Source organism: Clostridium sp. AF20-7 (assembly GCF_003479275.1).
GTDB classification, from domain to species: Bacteria; Bacillota; Clostridia; order Lachnospirales; family Lachnospiraceae; genus Otoolea; species Otoolea fessa.
On the sequence record NZ_QUGF01000015.1, the window covers coordinates 1,043 to 24,176 of the forward strand.

Here is a 23,134-nt window from a genome sequence, read left to right on the forward strand (position 1 = left end):
TGATACGACTGTTATAAATTGGTTCGCGTAAGCGGATTGAGGGACAGAGTATCGTAATGGGGTCTTAGCTCAGCTGGGAGAGCATCTGCCTTACAAGCAGAGGGTCACAGGTTCGAGCCCTGTAGGCCCCATTTCATTGTCGGAAAGTAAGAAGAATTTTTGGTTGATATATCGATATAATTTGAAATAAATCAACAATAAAAGAAATTTAAAAAAATCTAAAAAACAGTTGACATTCTTCAGAATAAGTTGTATAATATGACTTGTTCGTTAAGAATAAAAAGTATGTGTGTGTAGCTCAGCTGGATAGAGCACTTGGCTACGGACCAAGGTGTCGGGAGTTCGAATCTTCTCACGCACGTCGATTTCTCTGGTTGTCAGAGAGCAAAAAGCATCCTTTTGAGGGTGCTTTTTTTGTATAATAGGGAATTCCAAGGAATTTCCTATTACACAAAAATGCACTAACGTGCCAATGATGTGCACTCGCGCGAAGATGCAGGTTGTCGCAAGTGACGCGCTCGGCGCGAGAATGTGTCAAGGCAGCAACTGTTCACAGGTAGGAATTTTCTGAACTGAAAATTCCGTACGATACAATTCTGGCAACAAATTTTGTCGATTTGGAATGTGCAGTATCGGCAAAATCCCGTTGATGGGCACACGTGTGCGAACCGTAACCCTGAGCACATTCTTTATTCCGTTTACGACAGCCCGGAATTGACTTTTTACCGCATGACCGATATAATAATAGGGCTGTCCCTATCAAGGCAGATAGCTTTGCGGTTTCTATGAAAGACCGCGTGGAGGAATTATGAAAACAGAATATCTGATAAAAATTGGTTCTGTCGCGAAATGGCTGGTGCCGTTTTTTGCAGCGGTGGCGCTGCTGAACGCGTAGGTTTTAAGTGGGCAGAATAAAATAGAAAGGCTGGGAAGAAGCTGGGAGATGCATCACGGATTCTGACACAGCGGAAAGGAGAAGAGATGCAGTTAGTTCAGTTAGATATGAAGCAGATATCGAGCGAGGCAGAGATTTACGACTGCCTGGTCGGTCAGATGAATTTTACCAATGCCGATGAAAAACCGGAATGGATGAATGTGATTGAGATGAACGAGCGGGATCCGTATGAGATGGATACGGAAGAACAGCCGGAGGATCCGGAGTTTAAGAAAATTCTGGAGACACCGGAGAAGACATTGGATGGTCTGGTACAGATGCTGGCTGCCCGCCTGGCAGATGATTACTGCCTGGAAGTAATCCGGGATGAAGCGGCAGATGATGAGAAGAAAGAACTGGAAAAACGTCTGGAACGCGCACTGGAAGATGCGGCGCGCACAATCGATGAAAGAGACGGGAAATTGTATGCAATACTTGAGGATACAAAACCCATGGCATTCTCCGTTATCTGATGAGCCGGAAGAAGGATTGATTCCATGTGAGGTGGTTCGGTCTTCCCGGAAGACGATCGCCATCCAGATCACGGCGGAAGGACGCCTGGTACTCCGGATTCCGAGGAGGGCTTCGGTGCAGGCTGCGATGCGGTTTGCCGAGGAGCACCGCGACTGGATTGAAGTCCATTATAAAGAAGCGGTGGAACGCCAGAGGAACCGGAAAACATATGGAGCGGAAGAAATCCGAAATTTCACAGAAAAGCTGCGCCCGGTGCTCATGCACCGGGTTGCTTTATATGCGGCGTGCATGGGCGTAACTTATGGAAAAATCACAATCCGGAACCAGAAAACGCGTTGGGGAAGCTGCAGCGCAGCTGGAAACCTAAATTTTAACTGGCGGCTGGCACTTTTGCCGGAGGATCTGATGAATTATGTGATTGTCCATGAGCTGGCACACCGGCTGGAAATGAACCATTCCGCGCGTTTCTGGACGCAGGTGGAGAATATACTGCCGGACTGGCGGGAACGGCGCAGGCGGCTTAGGGAGTATGTGATATAGAAAAGAAGCACAGACATAGATGTACTCTCGGAATCTTTCTGTGCTTGATTTTGTGAGATGATTTTTTGTCAGTTGTGCCCAAATTTCTGAGGCGTTGGCGTTGCGTCCGCCTCTGAAATTCGGGTGCGGCTGGCGGAAAATCAGCCACAAAAGCAAGTGCAAAAAAGACTCCGAGAGTACATCTAGATAATAGGAGGAACAAAATGGCAGAAGAAGTCTGGATGCTTCAGACCAAGAAAGCAGATTTTAAGCAGATCGGGGCGCGGTTTCGGATCGATCCGGTTACGGCGCGTATTATCCGGAACCGTGGGATCGAAGGAGAGGCGGCGATCGACCGCTATTTAAATGGCACGCTGGATGATCTGTATGATCCGATGCTGTTAAAAGATATGGAGCGTGCCGTTTCCATCCTGTGCGAGGCTGTGGATATTGGAAAGAAGATACGGATCGTCGGTGATTATGATATTGACGGCGTCTGTTCGACGTACATATTATTGCAGGCATTTGAACGGCTGGGCAGTGATGTAGATTTTGAGATACCGGATCGCATCAAGGATGGCTACGGAATCAATGAATCGATCATCGAACAGGCGCACGCGGACGGCGTGGAGGTGATTCTGACTTGTGACAATGGTATTTCCGCGTTCCATCAGGTGGAGCTGGCGAAGAAATATGGCATGACGGTTGTCATCACGGATCATCATGAGGTGCCCTTAGATGGGGAAAATGAGAAGATTCCACCGGCGGATGCGGTGATCGATCCGAAACAGGCAGACTGTCCGTACCCATTTCCGGAGATCTGCGGCGCAGTGGTGGCGTACAAGCTGGTGCAGGTTTTATATGCCCGCCGGGGCGTGCCGCGGATGGAATGGCTGGATTTGCTTGAATTTGCCGCGATTGCGACGGTCGGTGATGTGATGAAGCTGCAGGATGAGAACCGGATTCTGGTAAAATACGGTCTTAAAAAGATGGCGCAGACCAAAAATCTAGGGCTTCGCAGACTGGCGGAGAAAAATAATCTTGATCTGGGGGCGATCACAGCATACCATATCGGATTTGTCATTGGACCGTGCCTGAATGCGGGCGGACGATTAAAAACGGCAAAGGAAGCGCTGGCGCTTCTGCGGGCGCAGAGTGAGGAAGAGGCGGAACGCCTGGCAGAGGAACTTAAGGAATTAAATGATACCCGCAAGGATATGACCGAGCAGGGGACTGAGGCGGCAAAGCTGCAGGTAGAGAGCTGGTACCAGAAGGACAAGGTGCTGGTGGTCTTTCTGCCGGAATGCCATGAATCGCTGGCGGGCATTATTGCAGGGCGCCTGAGGGAATATTATCAGAAGCCGGCGATCGTGCTGACGCGCGGCGAGGAGGCGGTCAAAGGCTCGGGACGTTCCATTGATGAGTACCATATGTTTAAAAAGCTGACAGAGGTCAGCGATCTGCTGCTCAAATTTGGCGGGCATCCGCTGGCAGCCGGGCTTTCGCTGGAAGAGAAGAACATTGACGAGTTCCGGCGCAGACTGAATGAAAATGCGGGGCTGACGGAGGAAGATTTTAAAGCGAAAGTCTGGATCGATGTGCCGATGCCGGTGGGATATGTGACAGAACGCCTTGTGAGGGAGCTTTCCTGTCTCGAACCGTTTGGACAGGGTAACGAAAAGCCGCTGTTTGCAGAGAAATCACTCCGCATCCGGGCGAGCCGCGTACTGGGGCGCAACCGGAATGTCGTAAAAATGACGTTGGAAGAGACAGACGGACACGCGATTGAGGCGCTATATTTCGGTGACGGAACGGCGTTTGAGGAAGAGCGCGCCGGACGGCGGGAGATCGACGTCGTGTATTATCCGGACATCAATGAGTACAATGGAAGAAAAACGCTGCAGGCGGTGATCCGCCGTTATAAATTCCGGGGGTAAATGGCATGATAACGAGAAAAGATGTGATGCCGGTCAATTTCCTGAAAAAAGAAAAATTTACCGGAAGTGATACCGGGATGCGCTACCGGATGGAGATGACAAAGCGCGAAGTACCGAAAGAAGACGGCGCAGATGGCGAGACGGTCGAGGAGACAGTCCTGACCGTGACATCGTGGCCGGAACCATATGGATACGACGCAACGCCGGAAGAGGAGAAGACCCGCGAGGAATTTCCATTTTCGGAAGAAGGAATTGTGAGCGGGGTAGAGTGGCTGAACGGGCAGCATGCGCGGTATGTGAAGCCTGAAAAATAGACGGTTGCGTGAACAGAAAGAGTGAAAAAGTAGAATGAGTTGGAAAAAGACATTTTATGAGGGGCTAAAGAGCGGTATCCCCATTGGACTGGGGTATCTGCCGGTCTCCTTTACGTTTGGCTTCCTGGCGGTGTCGGGCGGTCTGCCGGTCTGGGTAGCAGTTTTTATATCGCTGACGAACTTAACGAGCGCCGGACAGTTCGCAGGGACAAACCTGATTCTGGCGGGGGCTGGGTACTTTGAGGTGGCATTGACGACGTTTGTCATCAACCTGCGCTATATGCTGATGTCACTGTCCCTGTCCCAGAAGCTCGATGAAAAGACGGGAACCGGGGCGCGCCTGGCACTGGCATTCGGCATCACGGATGAGACGTTTGTCGTCAGTTCCCTGCATCCGGGCATTTTGAAAGCGTCGTATATGCTGGGACTTATCACGATGCCGATTCTGGGGTGGAATCTTGGAACCTGGCTGGGAGGCGCGATCTCGGCGGTTCTGCCGCAGGCGCTGCAGAATGCGATGGGAATTGCCCTGTACGCGATGTTTATTGCACTGATTCTGCCGGCGGCACGCAAATCGCGGTCGGTGTGCTGCGTCATCATTCTGGCAGTTGTGATGGTGTGCATTTTAAAATATGTTCCGGTTTTTGCCGGTATTTCCTCCGGTTTCCGGGTGATTCTGGTTACGATCGCGGCATCGGCGTTCGGTGCATGGAAATTCCCGCATGATCCGGACGGTAAAGAAGCCGGTCAGGACGAGAGTCAGAAAGAGGGGGCAGAATGATGAATACAGCAGAGGCAGCAGGAGCAGCCGGAACACTCGATATGAAATACGTGCTGACCTGTGTCCTTTTGATGGCACTGGTTACATATATTCCACGTGTTCTTCCGGTTACGATTTTCCGGAAACAGATCCGTTCGAAGTTTATCCGATCTTTCTTAGATTATACGCCGTATGCAGTGCTGGGAGCACTGACATTTCCGGATGTATTTACCTCCACAGGACATCTCTATTCGGCGGTCGGAGGAACGATCGTAGCGGTGATTTTGGGATATAAGGGAAAGAGCCTGGTGGTAGTGGCGATCGCGGCGATTGTGACGGTTTACCTGCTTGAGATGGCAGGCGGAGCCGGTCTTTTGGCGTCGCTTTCATTTTAAGAAAAATTTAAAATGAATATGCGCGAAAGCGCGGGAAATTCATCATAAATAAAAACGAAAGGTGCAGACAAGATGATTACAATGAAGGGAGCCGCTGTTTCGGCAAAGCTGAAAGAGCAGGTGGAAAAAGGGCTGGAAACCCTGACATGGGTGCCGAAACTGACGATTATCCGGGTGGGCGAGAATCCGGATGATATTTCCTATGAGAAAGGCGCGACGAAGAAGCTGACATCGTTCGGGCTTGAGGTGGAATCGAAGGTATTTCCGGGAGATATCTCGGACGAGGCATTTAAGAAGGAGTTTGCGGCAATCAATGCGGATGCGTCGGTGGACGGTATTTTAATGCTGCGCCCGCTTCCAAAACAGATCAACGAGCAGGATATTGAAAAAATGATCGATCCGGCGAAGGATCTGGACGGTATTTCCCCAGTCAATATTGCCAAGGTGTTCAGCGGCGATACGAGCGGTTTTGCGCCGTGTACGGCGGAGGCAGTGGTATGCATGCTGAAAATGAACGATATCGCGCTTTCTGGCAAACGGGTGGCAGTCGTAGGAAGAAGCATGGTTGTGGGACGCCCGCTTTCGATGCTGCTTCTGCATGAAAATGCGACCGTGACCATCTGCCACTCGAGAACTGCCAGCCTGCCGGAGGTATGCCGGGAGGCGGATATTCTGACTGCCTGCGTGGGAAAAGCAGCGATGATCAACCACACCTATGTAAAAAAGGATGCGGTTGTCATTGACGTTGGGATCAATGTAGATGAAAATGGAAAACTCTGCGGCGATGTGGATTTTGCCGATCTGGAAGGAACTGCTTCGGCGGCAACCCCGGTTCCGGGCGGTGTCGGCGGCGTGACGACGGCGGTTCTGGCACAGCATCTGGTGCGCGCGGCATGGATGAAACAGGAAAAAAATAGTAATAAATAAGCGAAAGAAAGTTAAGAGAAAAGCAATACATTTCCTCTCGTTTTCAGGTATAACTATAGTAAGAATGACAGTGTACCAGTTGTTGCTCCGGAAGGTCCGAACCCATTGTGGGGTGGAACTCACGGATGAAACAGAAAAACGGGAGGAATTTTTTATGAGAAAAATGGGGATGATGCGAAACAGGATGGCATTTCTGCTGGCAGCAGGCACGATGACAATGACGTCGGCGGCAGGCCTGGCAGGTTGTACGTCCGCACCGGCATCGGTGACGGTGCAGTCGGCGGAAAATACGGGGATCACGGTGACGAGCCAGGAGAAAATCAAGGCGGAGCCGGATATTGCGGAAATTACCTACAGTGTCTATTCACAGGCAGCGGATGCGAGCACCTGCCAGTCGGAGAATCAGACGGATTTGGATGCGGTTCTGGCGCTTTTGAAGGAAAAGGGAATTGCAGATACCTCGGTGCAGACGAGCGGTCTGGGGCTGAATCCGATCTATGACTGGGACAATGGCAAGAAGATCACTGGTTATGAGATGACGACGGAGGTTGTTGTATCGGATGTTGCGATTGAGGATGCAGGGGCGATCATCAGCGATTCGGTCAATGCGGGTATCAATTCGATCGATTCGGTCCAGTACCAGTGCAGCAATTTTGATGAGATTTATCAGGAAGCGCTCAAAAAAGCCATTGAGTCGGCGCGCGTGAAAGCCGAAGCGATGGCGGAGGCAGGCGGCTGCAAGCTGGGAACGATGACGAATGTGCAGGAGTACAGCAGCGGGCAGCAGGCGCGTTATTATGACACTTCTTACAGCAGCGGCATGGCGATGAAGGAAACGGCGATGGAAGATGCGGGTGCAGGCAGAAACCTGATGCCGGGGCAGGTGGATGTTGAGGCAGAGGTGTCGGCTACGTTTTCCATTCAATAGGGATCAGCTGCATGAAAGGTTGTCTGGTTTCGGAGAAAAAATCGGATTTTAAACAGGAAAAGGGAATAAACACAAATTGTATAAACCTTCGCATATCTGGGATACTAACAGTGTGAAATGAATGGTCGGAAACGGCTGCTGTTTCATGAGAATGTAGAACAGAATGCGGAGGTTTATTTTTTATGTGGGGAATGATAACCGCGCTGGTTTCCGGCGCACTCATGAGTATACAGGGCGTGTTTAATTCTGCCGTGATGAAACAGACCAGCATGTGGGTATCGGCTGGCTGGGTGCAGATAAGTGCGTTTGTGGTTTGCCTGCTGATGTGGCTTTTTACGGGGCGCGGCGCGGTATCGGAGCTTTGGCAGATCGAACCGCGGTATATGCTGACCGGCGGCGTGATCGGGGCATTTATCACGTACACGGTCATCAAGAGCTTTGACGCGCTGGGACCGGCAAAATCAGCGCTTCTGATCGTCGTGGCACAGATCCTGGTGGCGTACCTGATCGAGGTGTTTGGCTGGTTCGGTGTGGAGAAAGCGGGATTTGAGTGGCGCAAGGCGATCGGGGCGGCGGTTGCGATTGCGGGGATTGTGATTTTCAGATGGGAATAAAAATTTTCTGCTTGTGTTTAAAGGGGGTTTTGGTTAGAATAGAATTACGGACAAAACGCACCTCGGAAAAAGAGGGGTGCAGAAGATGAAACAGATAAATCAAACAGTAAATCGGAAACGATGGATGCGAACATGGGCAGTCGGCGTGGTATTTTTGGCGGCTGTTTTGTGTTTTGGTGTGCAGAGCCGGCGAGAGAAGCAGACGGTGGTGCTGGAGACGCAGAACAGTTTTTCAAAAGAAGTGGATGATTCGCAGGAAAGCTCCGAACGTCCAGCAAAACGGTCAAACGGCGGGGCAGTGGATGGGGATAATGAAGCAGCAGAGAACGCTGCGCCTGAGGAGCAATCAAAAGAAAATCCCCAAACGCCGGAACCGAGAATCCTATATATCCACGTCTGCGGCGAGGTAGCCGCACCGGGCGTCTATGAGCTTCCGGCGGGCAGCCGTATGTATGAGGCGGTTGAAAAGGCGGGCGGGATGACGTCGGAGGCGGCGCAGGAATATGTAAATCTGGCGCAGGCGATCGAGGATGGACAGCAGCTTCGGATTCCGAGCCGGGAAGAGATTCGGAAATATCAGGAAACAGGGAAGGATGTCTCCGGGCTTCTGGGAGCCGGAGGCGCTGCTGGGAATGGCAGCGAGTCAGCTTCGCAGAAATCTGGAAGCAGTGCAGCATTGATTAATTTAAACACAGCTTCCAAAGAAGAGTTGATGACTTTAAACGGTATCGGCGCGGCGCGGGCGGAAGCGATTCTTTCTTACCGGGAGCAGAAGGGCGGTTTCCGGACGATTGAGGATATTATGAAGGTGCCTGGCATCAAGAACGCGGCATTTCAGAAGATAAAAGATAAGATTACAGTATAGAGAGATAGAAGCATAGTGGTTGAGGTGGAGAATGGCGAAGGTATTAGTGGTAGATGATGAAAAATTAATAGTAAAAGGAATCCGTTTCAGTCTGGAACAGGATGGATTTGAAGTTGCCTGCGCCTATGACGGGGAGGAAGCGCTTCAGATGGCGAAGGAGATGGAGTATGATATGGTTCTTCTGGACGTGATGCTGCCGAAGCTGAACGGATTTGAAGTCTGCCAGGCAATCCGGGAGTTCTCCGAGATGCCGATCATTATGCTGACCGCAAAAGGCGACGATATGGATAAGATTCTGGGGCTGGAATACGGCGCCGATGATTATATCACGAAGCCATTTAACATTTTGGAAGTAAAGGCGCGCATCAAGGCGATCCTGCGCCGCAATTCCAAGAAATCGAGACAGGAGCCGCAGCAGACAAAGAAAGTCATCGAGGCGGGCGATCTGACGCTGGATTCGGACAGCCGCCGGGTCTTTATCGCTTCCCGCGAGATCAATCTGACCGCGAAGGAATTTGACCTTCTGGAGCTCCTGGTGTGCAATCCGGGCAAGGTTTACAGCCGCGAGGAGCTGTTGCGCTTTGTCTGGGGCAACCGGGCGGCGGCGGGCGGCGATGTCCGCACCGTAGACGTTCATGTGCGGCGGCTGCGCGAGAAGATCGAGCCGAGTCCAAGTGATCCGAAATATGTACATACGAAATGGGGCGTGGGGTACTACTTCCGGATTCGGTAATGTAGAAAAGAACTCAGAAGAGGATGAAAGGGGCGCTGCAGGGGAGTGTGTATCCCGGCAGCAGCTCTTTTTCTTTAGGTGACAAAGGCAGATGGGGCAGAGAATGAACGAGGAAAACCAAGAACAGGATCAGAAGAATGAAATTGCAGGGAAGCAGGAAGAGCCGGGACAGATAGTTTCAGAAAAAGTGGAGAAGAAACGAGAGGAAAAACCAAAGAAAAAGCGTCTCCGCATCCAGGGCGCCGCGTGGAGGCGGCTGGATAACACGGCGAAGCTCTTTGCGGCGGTGTCGGGCGAGGATTTAAGCAGTGTATTCCGGATTTCGGCGGTTCTGAAAGAAAAAGTAGATCCGGAGCTTTTGCAAAGGGCGCTTGTGCGGACACTTCCGGAGTTTGAAAATTTCCGGGTGAAGCTGCGGAAGGGATTTTTCTGGTATTATTTTGAGACGAACAACCGGAATCCGGGCGTGGAAGAAGAACAGAGTGCACCGTGCCGTTTCATTGATCCGCACCGGGGCGCGCGGTTCCCATTCCGTGTGAGCTACTATGGATGCAGGATCAATTTTGAAGTGTTTCACGGGCTGACGGACGGACTGGGGGCGCTGCGGTTTGCTTCACGGCTTACAGAACATTATCTGGAACTGGTGAAAAAATTGCCGGTTATGGTGCAGGAGCGGGAGTTTTCGCCGCTCCGGGAGGACGATTATCTGCGACATTACCGGAAACTGCCGCATCGGCATTATAACAGCAGACCGGCGATTGCGATTCAGGGGGAATTTCTCCCATTTGATCAGATGGCAGTGCTGCAGGGGACGATTGAGGTGTCGGCACTGAAGACGGAATGCAGGAAGGTGGGGGTCAGCATCACCAAATATCTGGCGGCGGTGCTTCTCTGGGCGATCATCCAGACGGAGACGGATGGGAAAACGCTGAAACGTCCGGTGGCGCTCAATCTTCCGGTGAACCTACGGAGTTTTTTTGAGTCGGAGACGCTGGCAAACTTCTTTGCTGTCGTGAATATTTCGTGGGCGGCGGGAAAGGCGCCGGAGGCATTGGAAGAGGTGATTGCGTCTGTGAGCCGCCAGATGGATGAGCAGATCGTGAAGGAGCGGCTGGAGGAGACGATCTCCTACAATGTGTCGAATGAGAAAAAATGGTATGTGCGGGCGATCCCGCTATTTGTCAAACATCTGGCGATGCAGTTGATTTTTCTGCACACCAGCCGCGCCCACACGATGACATTTTCTAACATCGGACCGGCGCAGGTCCGGGAGGAACTGAAAGATTCGATCGAGGGCTTTCAGCTTCTTGTCGGCGCATCGCCGAAGCAGCGGATGAAATGCGGGGCGGTGGCGTATGACGGGAAATTATGCCTGTCGTTTACGAGCGCGATGGCAGAGAACCGGCTTCCGGAGTTTTTCTTTCACTTTTTGGAGGAAAAGGGCATCCGGGTAGAGCGCGAGAGCAATGGAATCACGGATACGGAGCATGATAAAGGACGTTATCCAGTGATTGCCCAGGATCGAGAGCGCGTGCGCCGTGCGGTGCGGGGATTTTATGTGTCATTGGTGCTCGTATCGCTTCTGGCGGGGCTTACGAATCTGGCGACTTATCATCGGATTCCGTTTAAATGGTCGCTTCTGACGGCGGGCGCGGCGGCATATGTGGCGATGACGCTGCGGTTTTCGGTCATGCGGCATGCGAGCCTGGCAGGAACGCTGGTGCGGCAGTCACTGGGAATTCAGGCAATTTTGCTTCTGATTGACGCGCTCACAGGGCTTCGGGGGTGGTCGGTGGACTACGCGATCCCATGCGTCGCACTGTTTGAGGTGGCGGCGGTTCTTCTGATGATGCTAGTCAACCGGATGAACTGGCAGAGCTATTTTATGTATCAGATCACAATTACATTTCTGAGCTTTGTGCCGTTGATTTTCTGGAAAATCGGGTGGACGCATCATCCACGTCTGACGGTGCTGGCAGCAGGTGTGTCGGTGGCAGCGCTGGCGGCGACGGTGATTCTGGGCGACCGGAGTGTGAAGCGGGAATTGAAGAGGCGGTTTCATGTGTAAATGGCAGGAAAATCGGTCACAGTAAAGGAACGATCTATAAAAATACGAAGATTGAAAATTTGGATGAAAGAAAGGGAAGAAGCATGAGTCGGAAAACAGTCAGCATGATAGGCAATCTGACGCGTGATATGATGAGTGACGTGATGGAGACATCGTTAAAGAAGCCGATCCAGACCGGCGAATTCCGGAAAAATCCGGTCGAACCGGCGTGGAGATGTCCGGCGGAATATATTTATGAGCTGGTAAAAACAGAACAGTTTGTGATGGAATATTTGAAGCCGAAGCAGGCGGTGACGGGGCGCGTCATTTTGCAGCTGCACGGCGGCGGGTATATCGGTCCGATGAAAAATATTTACCGGCGGTTTGCGGTTAAGTATTCACAGATCAGCTTCGGCGCGGATGTTCTGACGCCGGACTACCGGGTGGCGCCGGAGCATCCGTATCCGGCGGCGCTGGAGGATGCGGTGTACGCGTACCGATGGCTTCTGGAAGAGAAGAAATACCAGCCGTCCCAGATCGTGGTAGCCGGGGATTCGGCGGGCGGCGGCCTGGCGCTGGCGCTCTGTCTGTATGCGAAAGATCACGGGCTGCCGCTTCCTGCGGGCATTATCACGATGTCGCCGTGGACGGATGTAAGTCTGAGCGGGGCATCGTATGAGGAAAATTATACGATCGATCCACTGTTTGGTAATTCGAAGGAAAATATGTTGTACCAGTGCAGCTACATCGGGAATGCTAATCCGAAAAATCCGTATCTGTCGCCGCTGTTTGGAGATTTTGAAGGATTTCCGCCGATGCTGATGCAGGTGGGCGCGTATGAGGTGCTTTTAGATGATACGAGGGCGGCAGCGAAAAAGGCGCGCGCCGAGGGCGTCAAGGTGCGCTGCTCGGTCTATGACGGGATGTTCCATGTATTTCAGATGGGACTCGACCTGATTCCGGAGAGCCGCGAGGCATGGGAAGAGGTCGCGGAATATCTACGGATCATCTACCGGATTCATCGGGAGCCGGAGGGAACGGTCGTGAAAAAGGTAAAAACGAGACGCAAAGAGACGGAAGACCGGGCGCGGCTGAATCTGTTGGCATTTTTAAAACGGGAGCTTAAAAAGTGAAGATTACGTTAGTGACAGTAGGAAAAATTAAGGAAAAATATCTGGAGGCGGCGATCGCGGAGTACAGCAAGCGGCTGGGGCGTTACTGCCGTCTGGAGATCGTGCAGGTGGCGGATGAAAAAACGCCGGATAAGGCGAGTGAGCTGCAGGAAGCGCAGATCCGCGACAAGGAGGGCGAGCGGATTCTGGCGCATATCAAGGAGGACGCGTATGTGATTGCGCTTGCGATCGATGGAAAGCAGCGTTCCTCGGAGGAGATGGCGGCATGGATGGAAGACCTGGGCGTGCGAGGTGAGAGCCATCTGCAGTTTATCATCGGAGGTTCGCTGGGGTTGTCGCAGGCGGTGTTAAACCGTGCAGACACGAAGATCAGCTTTTCGCGCCTGACCTTTCCACACCAGCTGATGCGCGTGATTTTGCTGGAACAGATTTACCGGAGTTTCCGGATTATAAAAGGAGAACCGTACCATAAGTAGACATAATGCATGATGGGTGATTAAAAATCAGCTATTCATAATGCGTGAGAGCAGTTCGAGATCCTCTTTTTTGACCTTTAAGTTAGATGCCACCTCGGTTCCGTCCGGGGCGGTCACTTTTAGGGAAATGACGCTGTCCTCGCGCAGCGCGCGGGTGTAGGCGGCTTTCAGAAAAGGGGAAAATTTAGGGTGGCGGGCTTTGAAACGCGCCCACTCGTCCCGAAATTGCAGTAAGGATGAAAGATTCATGTGATTAAGTCCTTTCCGTTTTAATAACTGATGGTAGTGTATCATGCGCGGGGAAGGCATGTAAAGAGGAAAAATTATCAGTAATGAGAGGTAGACTGGTAACTGTTCGCAGTAACGTAGACAGGAGAATCAAGATTCATGGAACAGGTACAGAAGAAAAATATACTAGGCACGGAGCCGATCGGTGGGCTTTTGCGGCAGTTTGCGGTGCCAAGCATTATCGCGATGCTGGTAGGCGCCCTTTATAATATCGTCGATCAGTTTTTTATCGGAAGAAGCGTGGGAGAGCTGGGGAATGCAGCGACGAACGTGGCGTTTCCGTTGACGATCTCCTGTGTGGCGCTGGCGCTTCTGTTTGGAATCGGCGGTGCGGCGTCCTTTAACCTGACGCTGGGAGGCGGCGATCGGGAAAAGGCGTTATTTTATATTGGAAATGCGGCGACGCTTCTGTTTGGAAGCGGTGTGATTCTGGGGACTGTGGCGCTTTTTTGCCTGACGCCGATGCTGCGCTTTTTCGGTTCGCCGGACAATGTGCTGGCGTATGCCAAAACGTATACGGGTATCACGGCTCTGGGATTTCCATTTCTGATTCTGACCAACGGCGGCGGGCATCTGGTGAGGGCGGACGGAAGCCCGCTTAATGCGATGCTTTACAATTTATCCGGGGCGCTGATCAATACAGTGCTCGATCCGCTGTTTATTTTTGGATTACATATGGGAATGGCGGGTGCTGCGCTGGCGACGATCATTGGACAGATTTTTTCAGGAATCCTGATTATCCGGTATCTGCGCCGTTACAAAAACGGACGGCTGACAGCGGCGCATCTTCGACCACAGAGAACATATGTAAGCATGATTACCTCATTGGGGGCGGCGGCATTTTTCAACCAGCTTGCGATGCTGGTGGTGCAGATCGTGTTAAATAAATCCTTGACCTACTATGGTGCGCATTCGGACTATGGGGAATCGATTCCGCTGGCGTGTGCCGGCATTATCACGAAGGTCAATCAGGTGTTTTTTTCGATCGTCATCGGTCTTTCGCAGGGCATGCAGCCGATCGCAAGTTTCAATTATGGCGCGAAAAATTATGCGCGCGTGCGGCAGGTGTATGGGTTGGCGCTCAGGTGGGGATTTGCGGTGTCGGCGGTGTCCTTTGCGTGTTTCCAGTTGATTCCGCGTCCGATCATCGGGCTGTTCGGGGAAGGATCGGAGATGTATTTCCAGTTTGCGGAAAAATATTTCCGGATTTACCTGTTTTTCACGTTCTTAAACTGTGTGCAGCCGATTGCGTCGAACCTGTTTACGGCGATTGGAAAACCGAAAAAGGGTATTTTCCTGTCCCTGACGCGCCAGATTCTCTTTTTACTGCCGCTGATTGTGATTCTGCCGCTGTTTATCGGCATTGACGGCATCATGTATGCCGGACCGATCGCGGACTTTGTGGCGGGCGTGGTGGCGCTTGCGATGGCAGGCGTGGAGGTGAGACGGCTGCGGCGGATGGAAAGTGCGTCCGTGCATGCATAGGCGGATGGTATATTTTAGCCAGTCCTTCATATATTGAGGTAAGGAGGACGGGCTGATGAAGGAGGAACAATCAAAGCAGGATGTGAGGGCGCTGTTTCATTTTTTCTCCCGGAATATCCGGGAGCAGCTTCTGGCGCTTCCGCTTGAGGCGGATGGAATGGAAGAGGTACGGCTGCGAGTTAGCGCGCCGCTGTATTACATATATAAAAATAAAGAGTACACAGCCGGAAGTGGATTCCGGGTCAGCCGGGAGGATGTGGATGAAACGCTGCAATGCGCGGCTCGTTCTTCTCTCTATGCTTACGGGGAGGAAATCCGGCAGGGGTTTCTGACCGTGCAGGGCGGACACCGGATTGGCGTGGCTGGAAGGACGATACTGGAAAACGGACATATAAAGGCGATTCATCCGATAACCTTTTTAAATGTCCGTTTTTCGCATCAGATGATAGGATGTGCAGCAAAAATACGGTCGATTTTGACGGATCCAGGGACGGGAAGTATCCGGAATACGCTTCTGATTGCGCCGCCGAGATGCGGAAAAACAACACTTCTGCGGGATCTGATCCGGATGGTGTCGGATGGAGAAGAGGGAAAGGATAGGGGCTCTGCTTTGACGGGGAGCTTTGAACGGCCTAAGGCAGGTGCAGGACATGAAAATAAAGCTGGAAAAATGGTGGAGATGAGGAAGCAGCATGGTGGAAAAGTGAGGGCGCAGACGGTCGGGGTGGTGGATGAGCGTTCGGAGATTGCCGCCTGTTATCAGGGAATCCCGCAAAACGATGTTGGCTGCCGGACAGATGTGCTGGATGCCTGCCCCAAGGCGGAGGGAATGATGATGCTGATCCGCTCGATGGCACCGGAGGTGGTCGCGGTGGACGAGATCGGCGGTGAGAATGATTTGGAGGCGCTTCGCTATGTGATGAACTGTGGCTGCAGGATTCTGGCAACCGTACATGGAAATTCGATGGAGGACATCCGGGAAAAACCGGGCTTGTCCTCTTTTTTGCAAGAAAAACGGTTTGAGCGGTATGTGGTGCTGGGAAATAGACGCGAACCGGGAACGGTGGAGGCGGTATATGATGCAGCTGGCGAGGAGCTCATATGTGGATAAAATTGCTTGGAATCTGCCTTGTATGTGTATCGTGTGCGGGGATTGGCGGGGGTGAGGCATTGCGCCTGATTGGCCGGAGGCGTTTTTTGGAGGAAGTAAAACGGATTGCCGCGGGACTGCAGGGAGAGATTGGGTATACACAGGCAGTTCTTCCTCTGGCACTGTGCCGGGCGGGGGCACGCGGGGATGGAAAAGCGGGAAAACTATTTTTGGTGGCAGGAGAGCGGCTGGAAGCGAATCCAGAGTGTCCGTTTGGGAGTATCTGGGAAGCGGTTCTGGAAGAGCAGGGGATTCGTCCGATGTTAGGAACAGAGGAATGGGAGCTGATGTGCCGGTTTGGAAACAGCATCGGGTATCTCGATCTGGAAATGCAGCAAAAGACGCTGGCACTGTATCTGGAAGAATTGGAACGGGCGATTGAGCAGCTGCGGCGGGAAGAGCCGGAGAAGAAACGGCTGTGCTGGGGACTTGGGATACTAGGCGGGCTGTTTCTGGCAGTGGTGTTGATGTAAGTGGGGGAAGAAAATGGGAGTTAATCTAATATTTCGGATTGCGGCAGTCGGTATCCTGGTTTCCGTCCTCTGCCAGATCCTCAAACACAGCGGGCGGGAGGAACAGGCATTTCTCACAAGTCTTGCGGGTCTTCTTTTGGTACTGTTCTGGATGGTGCCGTATATTTATCAGTTGTTTGAGACGATGAAGGAATTGTTTGCGTTGTAATGGACTCTCGGAATCCTTCTGTGCTTGATTTTGTGAGATGATTTTTTGTCAGTTGAGCCCAAATTTCTGAGGCATACGTTGATGAAATTCGGGTGCAGCTGGCGAAAAATCAGCCGCAAAAGCGGGTGCAGGAAAGACTCCGAGAGTACATTGCAGGGAAGGACGGTAAAAAATGTCAATTTTAACCGTATCGGTTCTTGGGATCACGGCAGTTCTTCTGGCAGTCCAGCTCAAGGGAAAAGGCAGCGAGTATGGGACGTACATTGTGATGGCGGCGGGGCTGTGTCTCTTTTTCTATGCGGCGGGAAAGCTGGAAGTGATTCTGAAAACACTTCGGACGATGGAATCCTGCATCGGGATCAGTCCAGTGTATTTGTCGGCGCTTTTGAAAATGGCGGGAATTACTTATATTGCCGAATTTGCCTCCGGGATTTGCAAGGATGCCGGGTACGGTTCGCTGGGAACACAGATTGAGATATTTGCGAAGCTGTCCATTCTGGCGGTCAGTATGCCGATTCTGCTGGCATTGTTGGAGACGGTGAAGCAGTTTTTGGCGTAGGGAAGTGGTAAGTGCAGAAAAGCGGAGAGATGGTGAGAGCAGGTGACGGTGGGAACAAAGATGGTTGTGCGGGCAGTGAGCGTTATATTCTTGAGTGTATATTTGATGGCAGGAAATCATTTAACGGTGTCGGCGGCAAATGGTGAAAAGATATCCGAAGATTCGGATTTCAGTGTTTCTGGCGAGAACATGGATTCTCTTCTGAACTCACTGGATTTAAGCAGAATCGAAGCATTTTTAAGGGAAGCGGGAGGTTCGGCAGTCCCGGGGCTTTCATTCCGGGAAATCCTTTCGATGCTTCTCTCTGGCAATTATCAGAGTGCGGTTCGGATGCTGATGGATTTTTGCCGGACAGCCCTATTTCGGGAAATTTCAGAAAATGGCAGATGGATGGGGCAGGTCATCCTTCTGGGAATTTTAGGGGCGGTGTTCGCCAGCTTTTCGAGTCTCTTTGCCGACAGTCAGGTATCGGAGATGGGCTTTTATGTCACGTATCTTCTGATTTTTACACTGCTTGCCGCCAGTTTTTTGAATGGGGTGCGGATCACGCGGACACTGTTGGAGCAGCTCTTTGAATTTGTCCGGGTGCTGGTTCCTGCTTTTTTTCTGGCTGTTTCCTTTTCCGGGGGAAGTACCTCGGCAGCAGCCGGATATGCGTGGACACTTGCTTCTGTCAATGTGGCGGAATGGGTGTTTTTACAGTTGTTTCTGCCATGCACCCAGTTGTATGTCCTGCTGTCGCTGGCGGGACATTTAAGCTCGAAGGATTTGTTTTCAAAAGCGTTGGAATTGCTGGAACAGGGGATGCGCTGGGGCAGCAAGGCGCTTTTGGGAGTGGTGCTGGGCTTTCATGTGCTGCAGGGAATGATTGCGCCGTATACAGATTCGATGCGCCAGACGGCGCTGCGGCGGGCGGTCAGCCTGATACCGGGAATCGGACAGGGCGCGGCGGCAGTGTCGCAGGTACTTCTTGGAAGCAGCGTCCTGATCCGGAATACGGTGGGCATCGGGGGAGTGCTTGTGTTGGCGGCGGTGTCGCTTCTGCCGCTTTTGAAACTTTTAATCCTCTATCTGGGGTGCCAGGGAAGCGCGGCGCTTTTGCAGCCGGTCAGTGATAGCCGGGTGGTGGAGGCAGTCGGCGCTGTGGCGAAAGGATTTTATTTTTTGCTGGCAGCAGCTGGTTCGGCGTTGGTGTTATTTGCACTTTCGATCGCGGTGGTGTGTGCGAGCACGAACGCGGCTTATTTTGTGGGGTAGAAGATGGAAGTAATTACTCACTGGGCGGGGAATATCGTCAGTTATCTTGTGTTTCTGACCGTTCTGACCGGGCTTTTGCCCGCACATAAGTATGAAAAATATATTCGCCTGTTTGCGGGCTGTATCTTGCTTCTGATTGTGCTTAAGCCGCTGACGGACGGGCTGCGGCTGGAGGAGCGGCTGAATTATCTGTTTACATCTCTTTCGTTTGAAAATGAAGCGGGCGAGCTGAAAAGTGAGATGGATGAGATAGAGGTGCGGCGTAGAAATATGGTTTTGAGCCAGTATGAGGCGGAAGCGTCCAAGGAGGCAGTGCGGGTGGCAGCGGAAGCGGGATTTTCCGTGGAAAAGGCGGACGTAGAGCTGGAAAAAGATCCGGAGTCGGAGCAATTTGCCTCGGTGCGGAGTGTGACGGTGTATGTGGCGGGAAGTGAGGCGGGGATGGAAGCGGGGATGGAAGCGGCGGAACAGGAGGATCCGAGTTCGATGATTGAAATAGAAAAAATTTCCCCGATTGAAATTTCACTTGAACAGGAGCAGAAGCAGGGAGAACCCGCCGCCGCGCAGGCAGTTTCATGGATGAATGGGGAAAAGATTTGGGAGCTTCAGCAGCGGCTGGCATCGTTTTATCAGGTGGAGGCGGATCATGTGGAAGTCAGGATGGAACCTTGACAAGGAATGGGTCAAACGAAATGAAAAATGGCTGATTTTGCTGGTGCTTGGGCTGGCAATTCTGATCTTATATGCGCCGTTTGGGAAGAAGACGAGTGAGACGGGAGTCTTGCGGTCAGGGGAAAGATGGGCGGAGAGTGAAACAGAAACAAACTCTGGGCATAGAGCAGGGCAGGACAAAAATGGAAGTTCAGAAGAGAGTGGTTCGGATGTCGAAACAGGTCTGCCAGGCACTGCATCCAGGCAGGACACGAACCGCCTCTACGAGCTTCGCCTGGAGCAGCGGATCCGGGACGTTTTAAAGAAGGTGGACGGCGTGGGTGAGGTGGATGTGATGCTGACTCTGTTTTCTTCTTCGGAAAAGGTGCTGCGGGTGGATAAGGAGAGAAGCCGGGCTACCACTTCGGAGACGGATTCTTCGGGTGGTACGCGGCAGCAGGCGGATGAATCGCTGCGGGAGAGCACCGTGCTGGCGGGAAGTTCAGGCAGCGGGGAACCGGTAGTTGAAAAAGAGCTGGCACCGGAGATTTCCGGTATCGTGATCAGCGCACAGGGAGGAGGAAATGCGTCGGTACAGAAGGAAATTTCGGAAGCGATGCAGGCATTATTCGGACTGCCGGCACATAAAATAAAAGTATTAAAGCGGGTGGAATAAAGGAGTATGCAAATATGAGAATGAAGATGAAACGCGTTTTCAGGAGAAATCAAATCATCATCACGACGCTGGCGATCATGATTGCGGCGGCGGGGTATCTCAACTATGCGGGAAAATCCGATCTGCCGGGGGCGGATACATATGAAGCGGGGGCGACCAAGATTTCAGATAGCGATATATATTCGGAAAATCAGGCGGTGTCCGGAAGCGTGGCGGACGGTGAATATGAGGAGATTGCAAGTTTTGACGATCCGGGAGAGGGCGATCCGCTGGCAGCAGGCAGTGAGGAGGGCACAGCGCAGGGGGCGGCGGACGGAGAGGAGGCATCTGCGGACAATCCGGCAGTCGATAACCCGGGCGAGGCGGTTTTGACAGGCGGAACCGGCGTGGCAGAGTACATAGCCAATGTACAGCTCAGCCGTGAACAGATCCGCGCCAAGAACCGCGAAGCACTGAATGCCCTGATTAACAATGAAAATCTGGATGCGTCGGCAAAAGAGGCAGCCGTTCAGGATATGCTGGCACTCAATGCGATAGCGGAGAAGGAAAATGCAGCGGAAACGCTTCTGATGGCGAAAGGATTTGCCGATCCGGTTGTCAGCATCACGGATGGAAAAGTGGATGTCGTTGTCAACACGCCGTCCATCACAGATCCGCAGCGCGCGCAGATCGAGGATATTGTAAAACGGAAAACCGAGATATCGGCGGAAAATATCGTGATTTCCCTTTTAAACCTGGGAGATTGAGGAAGTTCGGATGAGTTAATGTTCACGGGTAGGCACTTTTGGAACCGAAAGTGCCGTAAGAAAACGTGGTGGCAGCAGGAATTTGCCGTATTAAAATGCGAAGCCACGGCAAATTCCGTTACTGGGCACGTATGCGTGAACAGTAACTCGGATAAGATTCGAACTGGAAATGCCTTTGCAAACTCCTGTATTTTTGGTATAATAAAAACACTTAATTGAAATGTATTTCTGGAAGTATTCGAGCATCTGTTTTTTGTGGGAAGAGAAGATTCCGGGCGTACATGGAAGTGGTCAGGAGGGATTTGGAATGGCGAGAGAAGCAGAAGATAGAAGCACACATATCGTATATGAAAAGGACCGCATTGGAGAAGTGAAAATTGCCGATGAGGTAGTGGCGATCATCGCAGGTCTGGCAGCGACCGAGGTAGACGGTGTCGATTCGATGGCTGGCAATATCACAAATGAACTGGTCGGAAAGCTCGGCATGAAAAATTTGAGCAAGGGCGTGAAAGTGACCGTAACCGAGGATCACGTGATTGTGGATCTGTCCTTAAATATGAAATATGGCTACAGCATCCCGGCAGTCAGTGAAAAGGTGCAGGACAAAGTAAAGACAGCGATTGAAAATATGACCGGTCTGATGGTTCTGGAAGTTAATATTAAGATCGCGGGTGTCAATATGCCGGCGGAAGCATAGCAGGTTTCGTGTTTTCGTAGCTTTTCATTTTCTTAACACAAAATACTCAGTTTGACCTTGACGGGGAAAAAACCGTATGATATGATGATCGCGTTAAAAGGGAGTAGTTATAACCATGTAACCAACAGACCCTGAGGATAGTAAACCTCATGGTTACATGCCTTGTGTAAGTCAGATGGCAGTGTGCTTTTGTAACAAAAAGCGTGTGCTGTATGATTCAAATGTGAGGAACAAGACTTTTAGCATATGTGGATGAAACGTATGCTGAAAGTCTTTTTTGTTTTATTAGGAAAAAGCGTCCTATGAAACAAAAACACTCACATGGATGTATACCTAGCGCGAAGAAAGACAGCTGCCAGAGCAGGTGTATCCTGGCAAGGGGCTCCAGGAAACAGGATATTTATGAAGGAAAACAAAATTAACAGGAGGAACAACATGGAATTTTTATGGGAAGGCGTCATGGCGATCACGCCGCAGCAGGTTGTGATGTATCTGATCGGCGGGCTTTTGATCTGGCTGGCGGTCAAAAAGGAATACGAACCGGCGCTGCTTCTGCCGATGGGATTCGGCGCGATCATGGTAAACCTGCCATTATCCGGCGTCATTAACCAGGTGACGGAGGGCATCGGGGAGACACAGGGTATTATACAGTGGCTGTTTGAGACGACGATCAGCGCGTCGGAGGCGCTTCCGATTCTGCTCTTTATCGGAATCGGGGCAATGATTGACTTTGGACCGCTTCTGTCACAGCCGATCATGTTTTTATTTGGTGCGGCGGCGCAGTTTGGCATTTTCTTTGCGATCTGTGCGGCATCGCTGATGGGATTTGAACTCAGGGATGCGGCATCGATTGGAATCATCGGTGCGGCGGATGGACCGACTTCCATTCTGGTTTCCCAGATCATGCATTCCAACTATGTGGGCGCGATCGCGGTGGCGGCGTACTCCTACATGGCGCTGGTGCCAATCATCCAGCCATTTGCGATCCGTCTGGTGACGACGAAAAAAGAACGCCGGATTCACATGACCTACAGTCCGAAAAATGTGTCCAAAACGACCAAGATCGCATTTCCGATTGTAGTTACTATCATTGTCGGACTGATTTCTCCGGCATCGGTGGCGCTGGTCGGATTTCTGATGTTTGGAAACCTGATCCGCGAGTGCGGCGTGCTTCCGGCACTTTCCCAGACGGCACAGAACGAGCTGGCAAACCTGATTACCCTGCTGCTTGGCATCACGATTTCGTTCAGTATGCGTGCGGATGCGTTTGTGCGGGTTGACACACTTCTGATTATGGGAATCGGTCTGATTGCATTTATCTTTGATACGATCGGCGGTGTGCTGTTTGCTAAATTTATGAACCTGTTTTTGAAGACGAAAATCAATCCGATGATCGGTGCGGCGGGCATTTCCGCATTCCCGATGTCCTCACGCGTGGTGCAGAAGCTGGCGATGGAGGAGGAAAAGGGAAATATTATCCTGATGCATGCGGTCGGCGCCAATGTATCGGGGCAGATCGCCTCGGTCATCGCGGGCGGACTGGTTATTAAGCTGGTAAGCCAGTATTTGTAATATAGGTCTGTCGGGCAGATAAAATGGAAAAGGAAGGCTGCACTTGAATGATGAAAAATCAAGAGACAGCCAGTGCACTGATTGAGATGGAGGAAAATATCGGATGTGGAATAATTTTTTGATTTCGCTGGCAATTATGGGAAAAGGAATGGCGGGAATTTTCGTCGTTGTCCTGATTATTACGGCAGTGGTGCTGATTTTAGGTAAGTTAAAGTAAAATATAAATTGGAAAAAGTATCTTTCTTTTTTCTTTCAGTTTTATGCAGTTCGTTGACATTCGACAGAGGTAAATCTATAATAGAAACATTGTTTGTAA

Annotated in this window: 26 protein-coding genes and 2 tRNA genes; 27 read left to right on the forward strand and 1 reads right to left on the reverse strand. The window is 51.5% G+C overall.

Annotated features, from left to right (window positions below):
- The first annotated feature begins 58 nt into the window (after positions 1–58).
- The 16 genes from DWX68_RS13705 (at position 59) to rlmH (ending at position 13,056) form a co-directional block, all read left to right on the forward strand.
- A tRNA-Val gene (locus DWX68_RS13705) sits at positions 59–131 on the forward strand.
- Positions 132–287: 156 nt separating this feature from the next.
- Positions 288–361 (forward strand) — tRNA-Arg (locus tag DWX68_RS13710).
- Positions 362–1,002: 641 nt separating this feature from the next.
- Positions 1,003–1,407: a hypothetical protein gene (locus DWX68_RS13715; RefSeq protein WP_146143926.1), complete on the forward strand. Its 405-nt coding sequence runs from the start codon at positions 1,003–1,005 to the stop codon at positions 1,405–1,407.
- Positions 1,370–1,948 carry a M48 family metallopeptidase gene (locus tag DWX68_RS13720; RefSeq protein WP_333491457.1) on the forward strand — a complete coding sequence of 193 codons (579 nt, stop codon included), beginning with the start codon at positions 1,370–1,372 and terminating at the stop codon, positions 1,946–1,948. The genes DWX68_RS13715 and DWX68_RS13720 overlap by 38 nt, the downstream gene beginning before the upstream one ends.
- Before the next feature lie 203 nt (positions 1,949–2,151).
- The gene (gene recJ / locus DWX68_RS13730) at positions 2,152–3,864 is read left to right on the forward strand and encodes a single-stranded-DNA-specific exonuclease RecJ (protein ID WP_118629917.1); all 1,713 of its coding nucleotides are present in this window, start codon (positions 2,152–2,154) and stop codon (positions 3,862–3,864) included.
- 5 nt (positions 3,865–3,869) lie between these two features.
- A complete protein-coding gene (locus DWX68_RS13735; protein WP_107001309.1) occupies positions 3,870–4,178 on the forward strand; it encodes a hypothetical protein in 309 nt (102 codons plus the stop codon).
- A gap of 34 nt (positions 4,179–4,212) precedes the next feature.
- Positions 4,213–4,959: an AzlC family ABC transporter permease gene (locus DWX68_RS13740; RefSeq protein WP_117796867.1), complete on the forward strand. Its 747-nt coding sequence runs from the start codon at positions 4,213–4,215 to the stop codon at positions 4,957–4,959.
- Positions 4,960–5,000: 41 nt separating this feature from the next.
- Positions 5,001–5,333, forward strand: a complete 333-nt coding sequence (locus DWX68_RS13745) for an AzlD domain-containing protein (RefSeq protein WP_117796890.1) — start codon at positions 5,001–5,003, stop codon at positions 5,331–5,333.
- Between the two features lie 72 nt (positions 5,334–5,405).
- Positions 5,406–6,260, forward strand: a complete 855-nt coding sequence (locus DWX68_RS13750) for a bifunctional 5,10-methylenetetrahydrofolate dehydrogenase/5,10-methenyltetrahydrofolate cyclohydrolase (RefSeq protein ID WP_118538705.1) — start codon at positions 5,406–5,408, stop codon at positions 6,258–6,260.
- 154 nt (positions 6,261–6,414) lie between these two features.
- Positions 6,415–7,188 (forward strand): SIMPL domain-containing protein, encoded by a 774-nt coding sequence (locus tag DWX68_RS13755; protein WP_243017868.1) that lies wholly within the window; start codon positions 6,415–6,417, stop codon positions 7,186–7,188.
- 182 nt (positions 7,189–7,370) lie between these two features.
- Positions 7,371–7,802 (forward strand): DMT family transporter, encoded by a 432-nt coding sequence (locus DWX68_RS13760; RefSeq protein WP_022359281.1) that lies wholly within the window; start codon positions 7,371–7,373, stop codon positions 7,800–7,802.
- 85 nt (positions 7,803–7,887) lie between these two features.
- Positions 7,888–8,667, forward strand: coding sequence for a helix-hairpin-helix domain-containing protein (locus tag DWX68_RS13765; RefSeq protein WP_118629919.1), 780 nt, complete (start codon positions 7,888–7,890; stop codon positions 8,665–8,667).
- Positions 8,668–8,698: 31 nt separating this feature from the next.
- Positions 8,699–9,400, forward strand: a complete 702-nt coding sequence (locus tag DWX68_RS13770) for a response regulator transcription factor (protein WP_118468546.1) — start codon at positions 8,699–8,701, stop codon at positions 9,398–9,400.
- A gap of 91 nt (positions 9,401–9,491) precedes the next feature.
- Complete coding sequence (locus DWX68_RS13775; RefSeq protein ID WP_243027869.1) at positions 9,492–11,468, forward strand: DUF6320 domain-containing protein; 1,977 nt, start codon at positions 9,492–9,494, stop codon at positions 11,466–11,468.
- 83 nt (positions 11,469–11,551) lie between these two features.
- Positions 11,552–12,580, forward strand: a complete 1,029-nt coding sequence (locus DWX68_RS13780; protein WP_107001314.1) for an alpha/beta hydrolase — start codon at positions 11,552–11,554, stop codon at positions 12,578–12,580.
- Positions 12,577–13,056: a 23S rRNA (pseudouridine(1915)-N(3))-methyltransferase RlmH gene (gene rlmH, locus DWX68_RS13785; protein WP_022359275.1), complete on the forward strand. Its 480-nt coding sequence runs from the start codon at positions 12,577–12,579 to the stop codon at positions 13,054–13,056. Before DWX68_RS13780 ends, rlmH begins: the two co-directional genes overlap by 4 nt.
- Positions 13,057–13,083: 27 nt before the next feature.
- On the opposite strand, the gene DWX68_RS13790 is transcribed toward rlmH, so the two are convergent.
- On the reverse strand, positions 13,084–13,305 hold the full coding sequence (locus tag DWX68_RS13790; protein WP_107001315.1) for a hypothetical protein: 222 nt from the start codon (positions 13,303–13,305) through the stop codon (positions 13,084–13,086).
- Positions 13,306–13,443: 138 nt separating this feature from the next.
- Between DWX68_RS13790 and DWX68_RS13795 the strand changes: the two genes are divergently transcribed.
- From DWX68_RS13795 to DWX68_RS13845, 11 genes are all read left to right on the forward strand, one after another.
- Complete coding sequence (locus tag DWX68_RS13795) at positions 13,444–14,829, forward strand: MATE family efflux transporter (RefSeq protein ID WP_117796871.1); 1,386 nt, start codon at positions 13,444–13,446, stop codon at positions 14,827–14,829.
- Between the two features lie 55 nt (positions 14,830–14,884).
- A complete protein-coding gene (locus DWX68_RS13800) occupies positions 14,885–15,940 on the forward strand; it encodes a stage III sporulation protein AA (RefSeq protein WP_118629921.1) in 1,056 nt (351 codons plus the stop codon).
- Positions 15,931–16,452: a stage III sporulation protein AB gene (locus tag DWX68_RS13805; RefSeq protein WP_107001318.1), complete on the forward strand. Its 522-nt coding sequence runs from the start codon at positions 15,931–15,933 to the stop codon at positions 16,450–16,452. The genes DWX68_RS13800 and DWX68_RS13805 overlap by 10 nt, the downstream gene beginning before the upstream one ends.
- Before the next feature lie 13 nt (positions 16,453–16,465).
- Entirely contained in the window at positions 16,466–16,660 is a 195-nt protein-coding gene (gene spoIIIAC / locus DWX68_RS13810; RefSeq protein WP_022359269.1) for a stage III sporulation protein AC, read from the forward strand.
- A gap of 172 nt (positions 16,661–16,832) precedes the next feature.
- The gene (locus DWX68_RS13815; protein WP_107001319.1) at positions 16,833–17,219 is read left to right on the forward strand and encodes a SpoIIIAC/SpoIIIAD family protein; all 387 of its coding nucleotides are present in this window, start codon (positions 16,833–16,835) and stop codon (positions 17,217–17,219) included.
- A 42-nt stretch (positions 17,220–17,261) separates the two neighbouring features.
- Positions 17,262–18,476, forward strand: a complete 1,215-nt coding sequence (locus tag DWX68_RS13820) for a stage III sporulation protein AE (protein ID WP_147354957.1) — start codon at positions 17,262–17,264, stop codon at positions 18,474–18,476.
- 3 nt (positions 18,477–18,479) lie between these two features.
- On the forward strand, positions 18,480–19,148 hold the full coding sequence (locus tag DWX68_RS13825; RefSeq protein ID WP_118492504.1) for a stage III sporulation protein AF: 669 nt from the start codon (positions 18,480–18,482) through the stop codon (positions 19,146–19,148).
- Complete coding sequence (locus DWX68_RS13830) at positions 19,123–19,803, forward strand: stage III sporulation protein AG (RefSeq protein ID WP_118629923.1); 681 nt, start codon at positions 19,123–19,125, stop codon at positions 19,801–19,803. The genes DWX68_RS13825 and DWX68_RS13830 overlap by 26 nt, the downstream gene beginning before the upstream one ends.
- Before the next feature lie 20 nt (positions 19,804–19,823).
- A complete protein-coding gene (locus DWX68_RS13835; protein ID WP_118629961.1) occupies positions 19,824–20,549 on the forward strand; it encodes a SpoIIIAH-like family protein in 726 nt (241 codons plus the stop codon).
- A 307-nt stretch (positions 20,550–20,856) separates the two neighbouring features.
- Positions 20,857–21,246 (forward strand): Asp23/Gls24 family envelope stress response protein, encoded by a 390-nt coding sequence (locus DWX68_RS13840; RefSeq protein WP_107001323.1) that lies wholly within the window; start codon positions 20,857–20,859, stop codon positions 21,244–21,246.
- 435 nt (positions 21,247–21,681) lie between these two features.
- Positions 21,682–22,818 (forward strand): sodium ion-translocating decarboxylase subunit beta, encoded by a 1,137-nt coding sequence (locus tag DWX68_RS13845; RefSeq protein ID WP_107001324.1) that lies wholly within the window; start codon positions 21,682–21,684, stop codon positions 22,816–22,818.
- Positions 22,819–23,134: the final 316 nt, after the last annotated feature.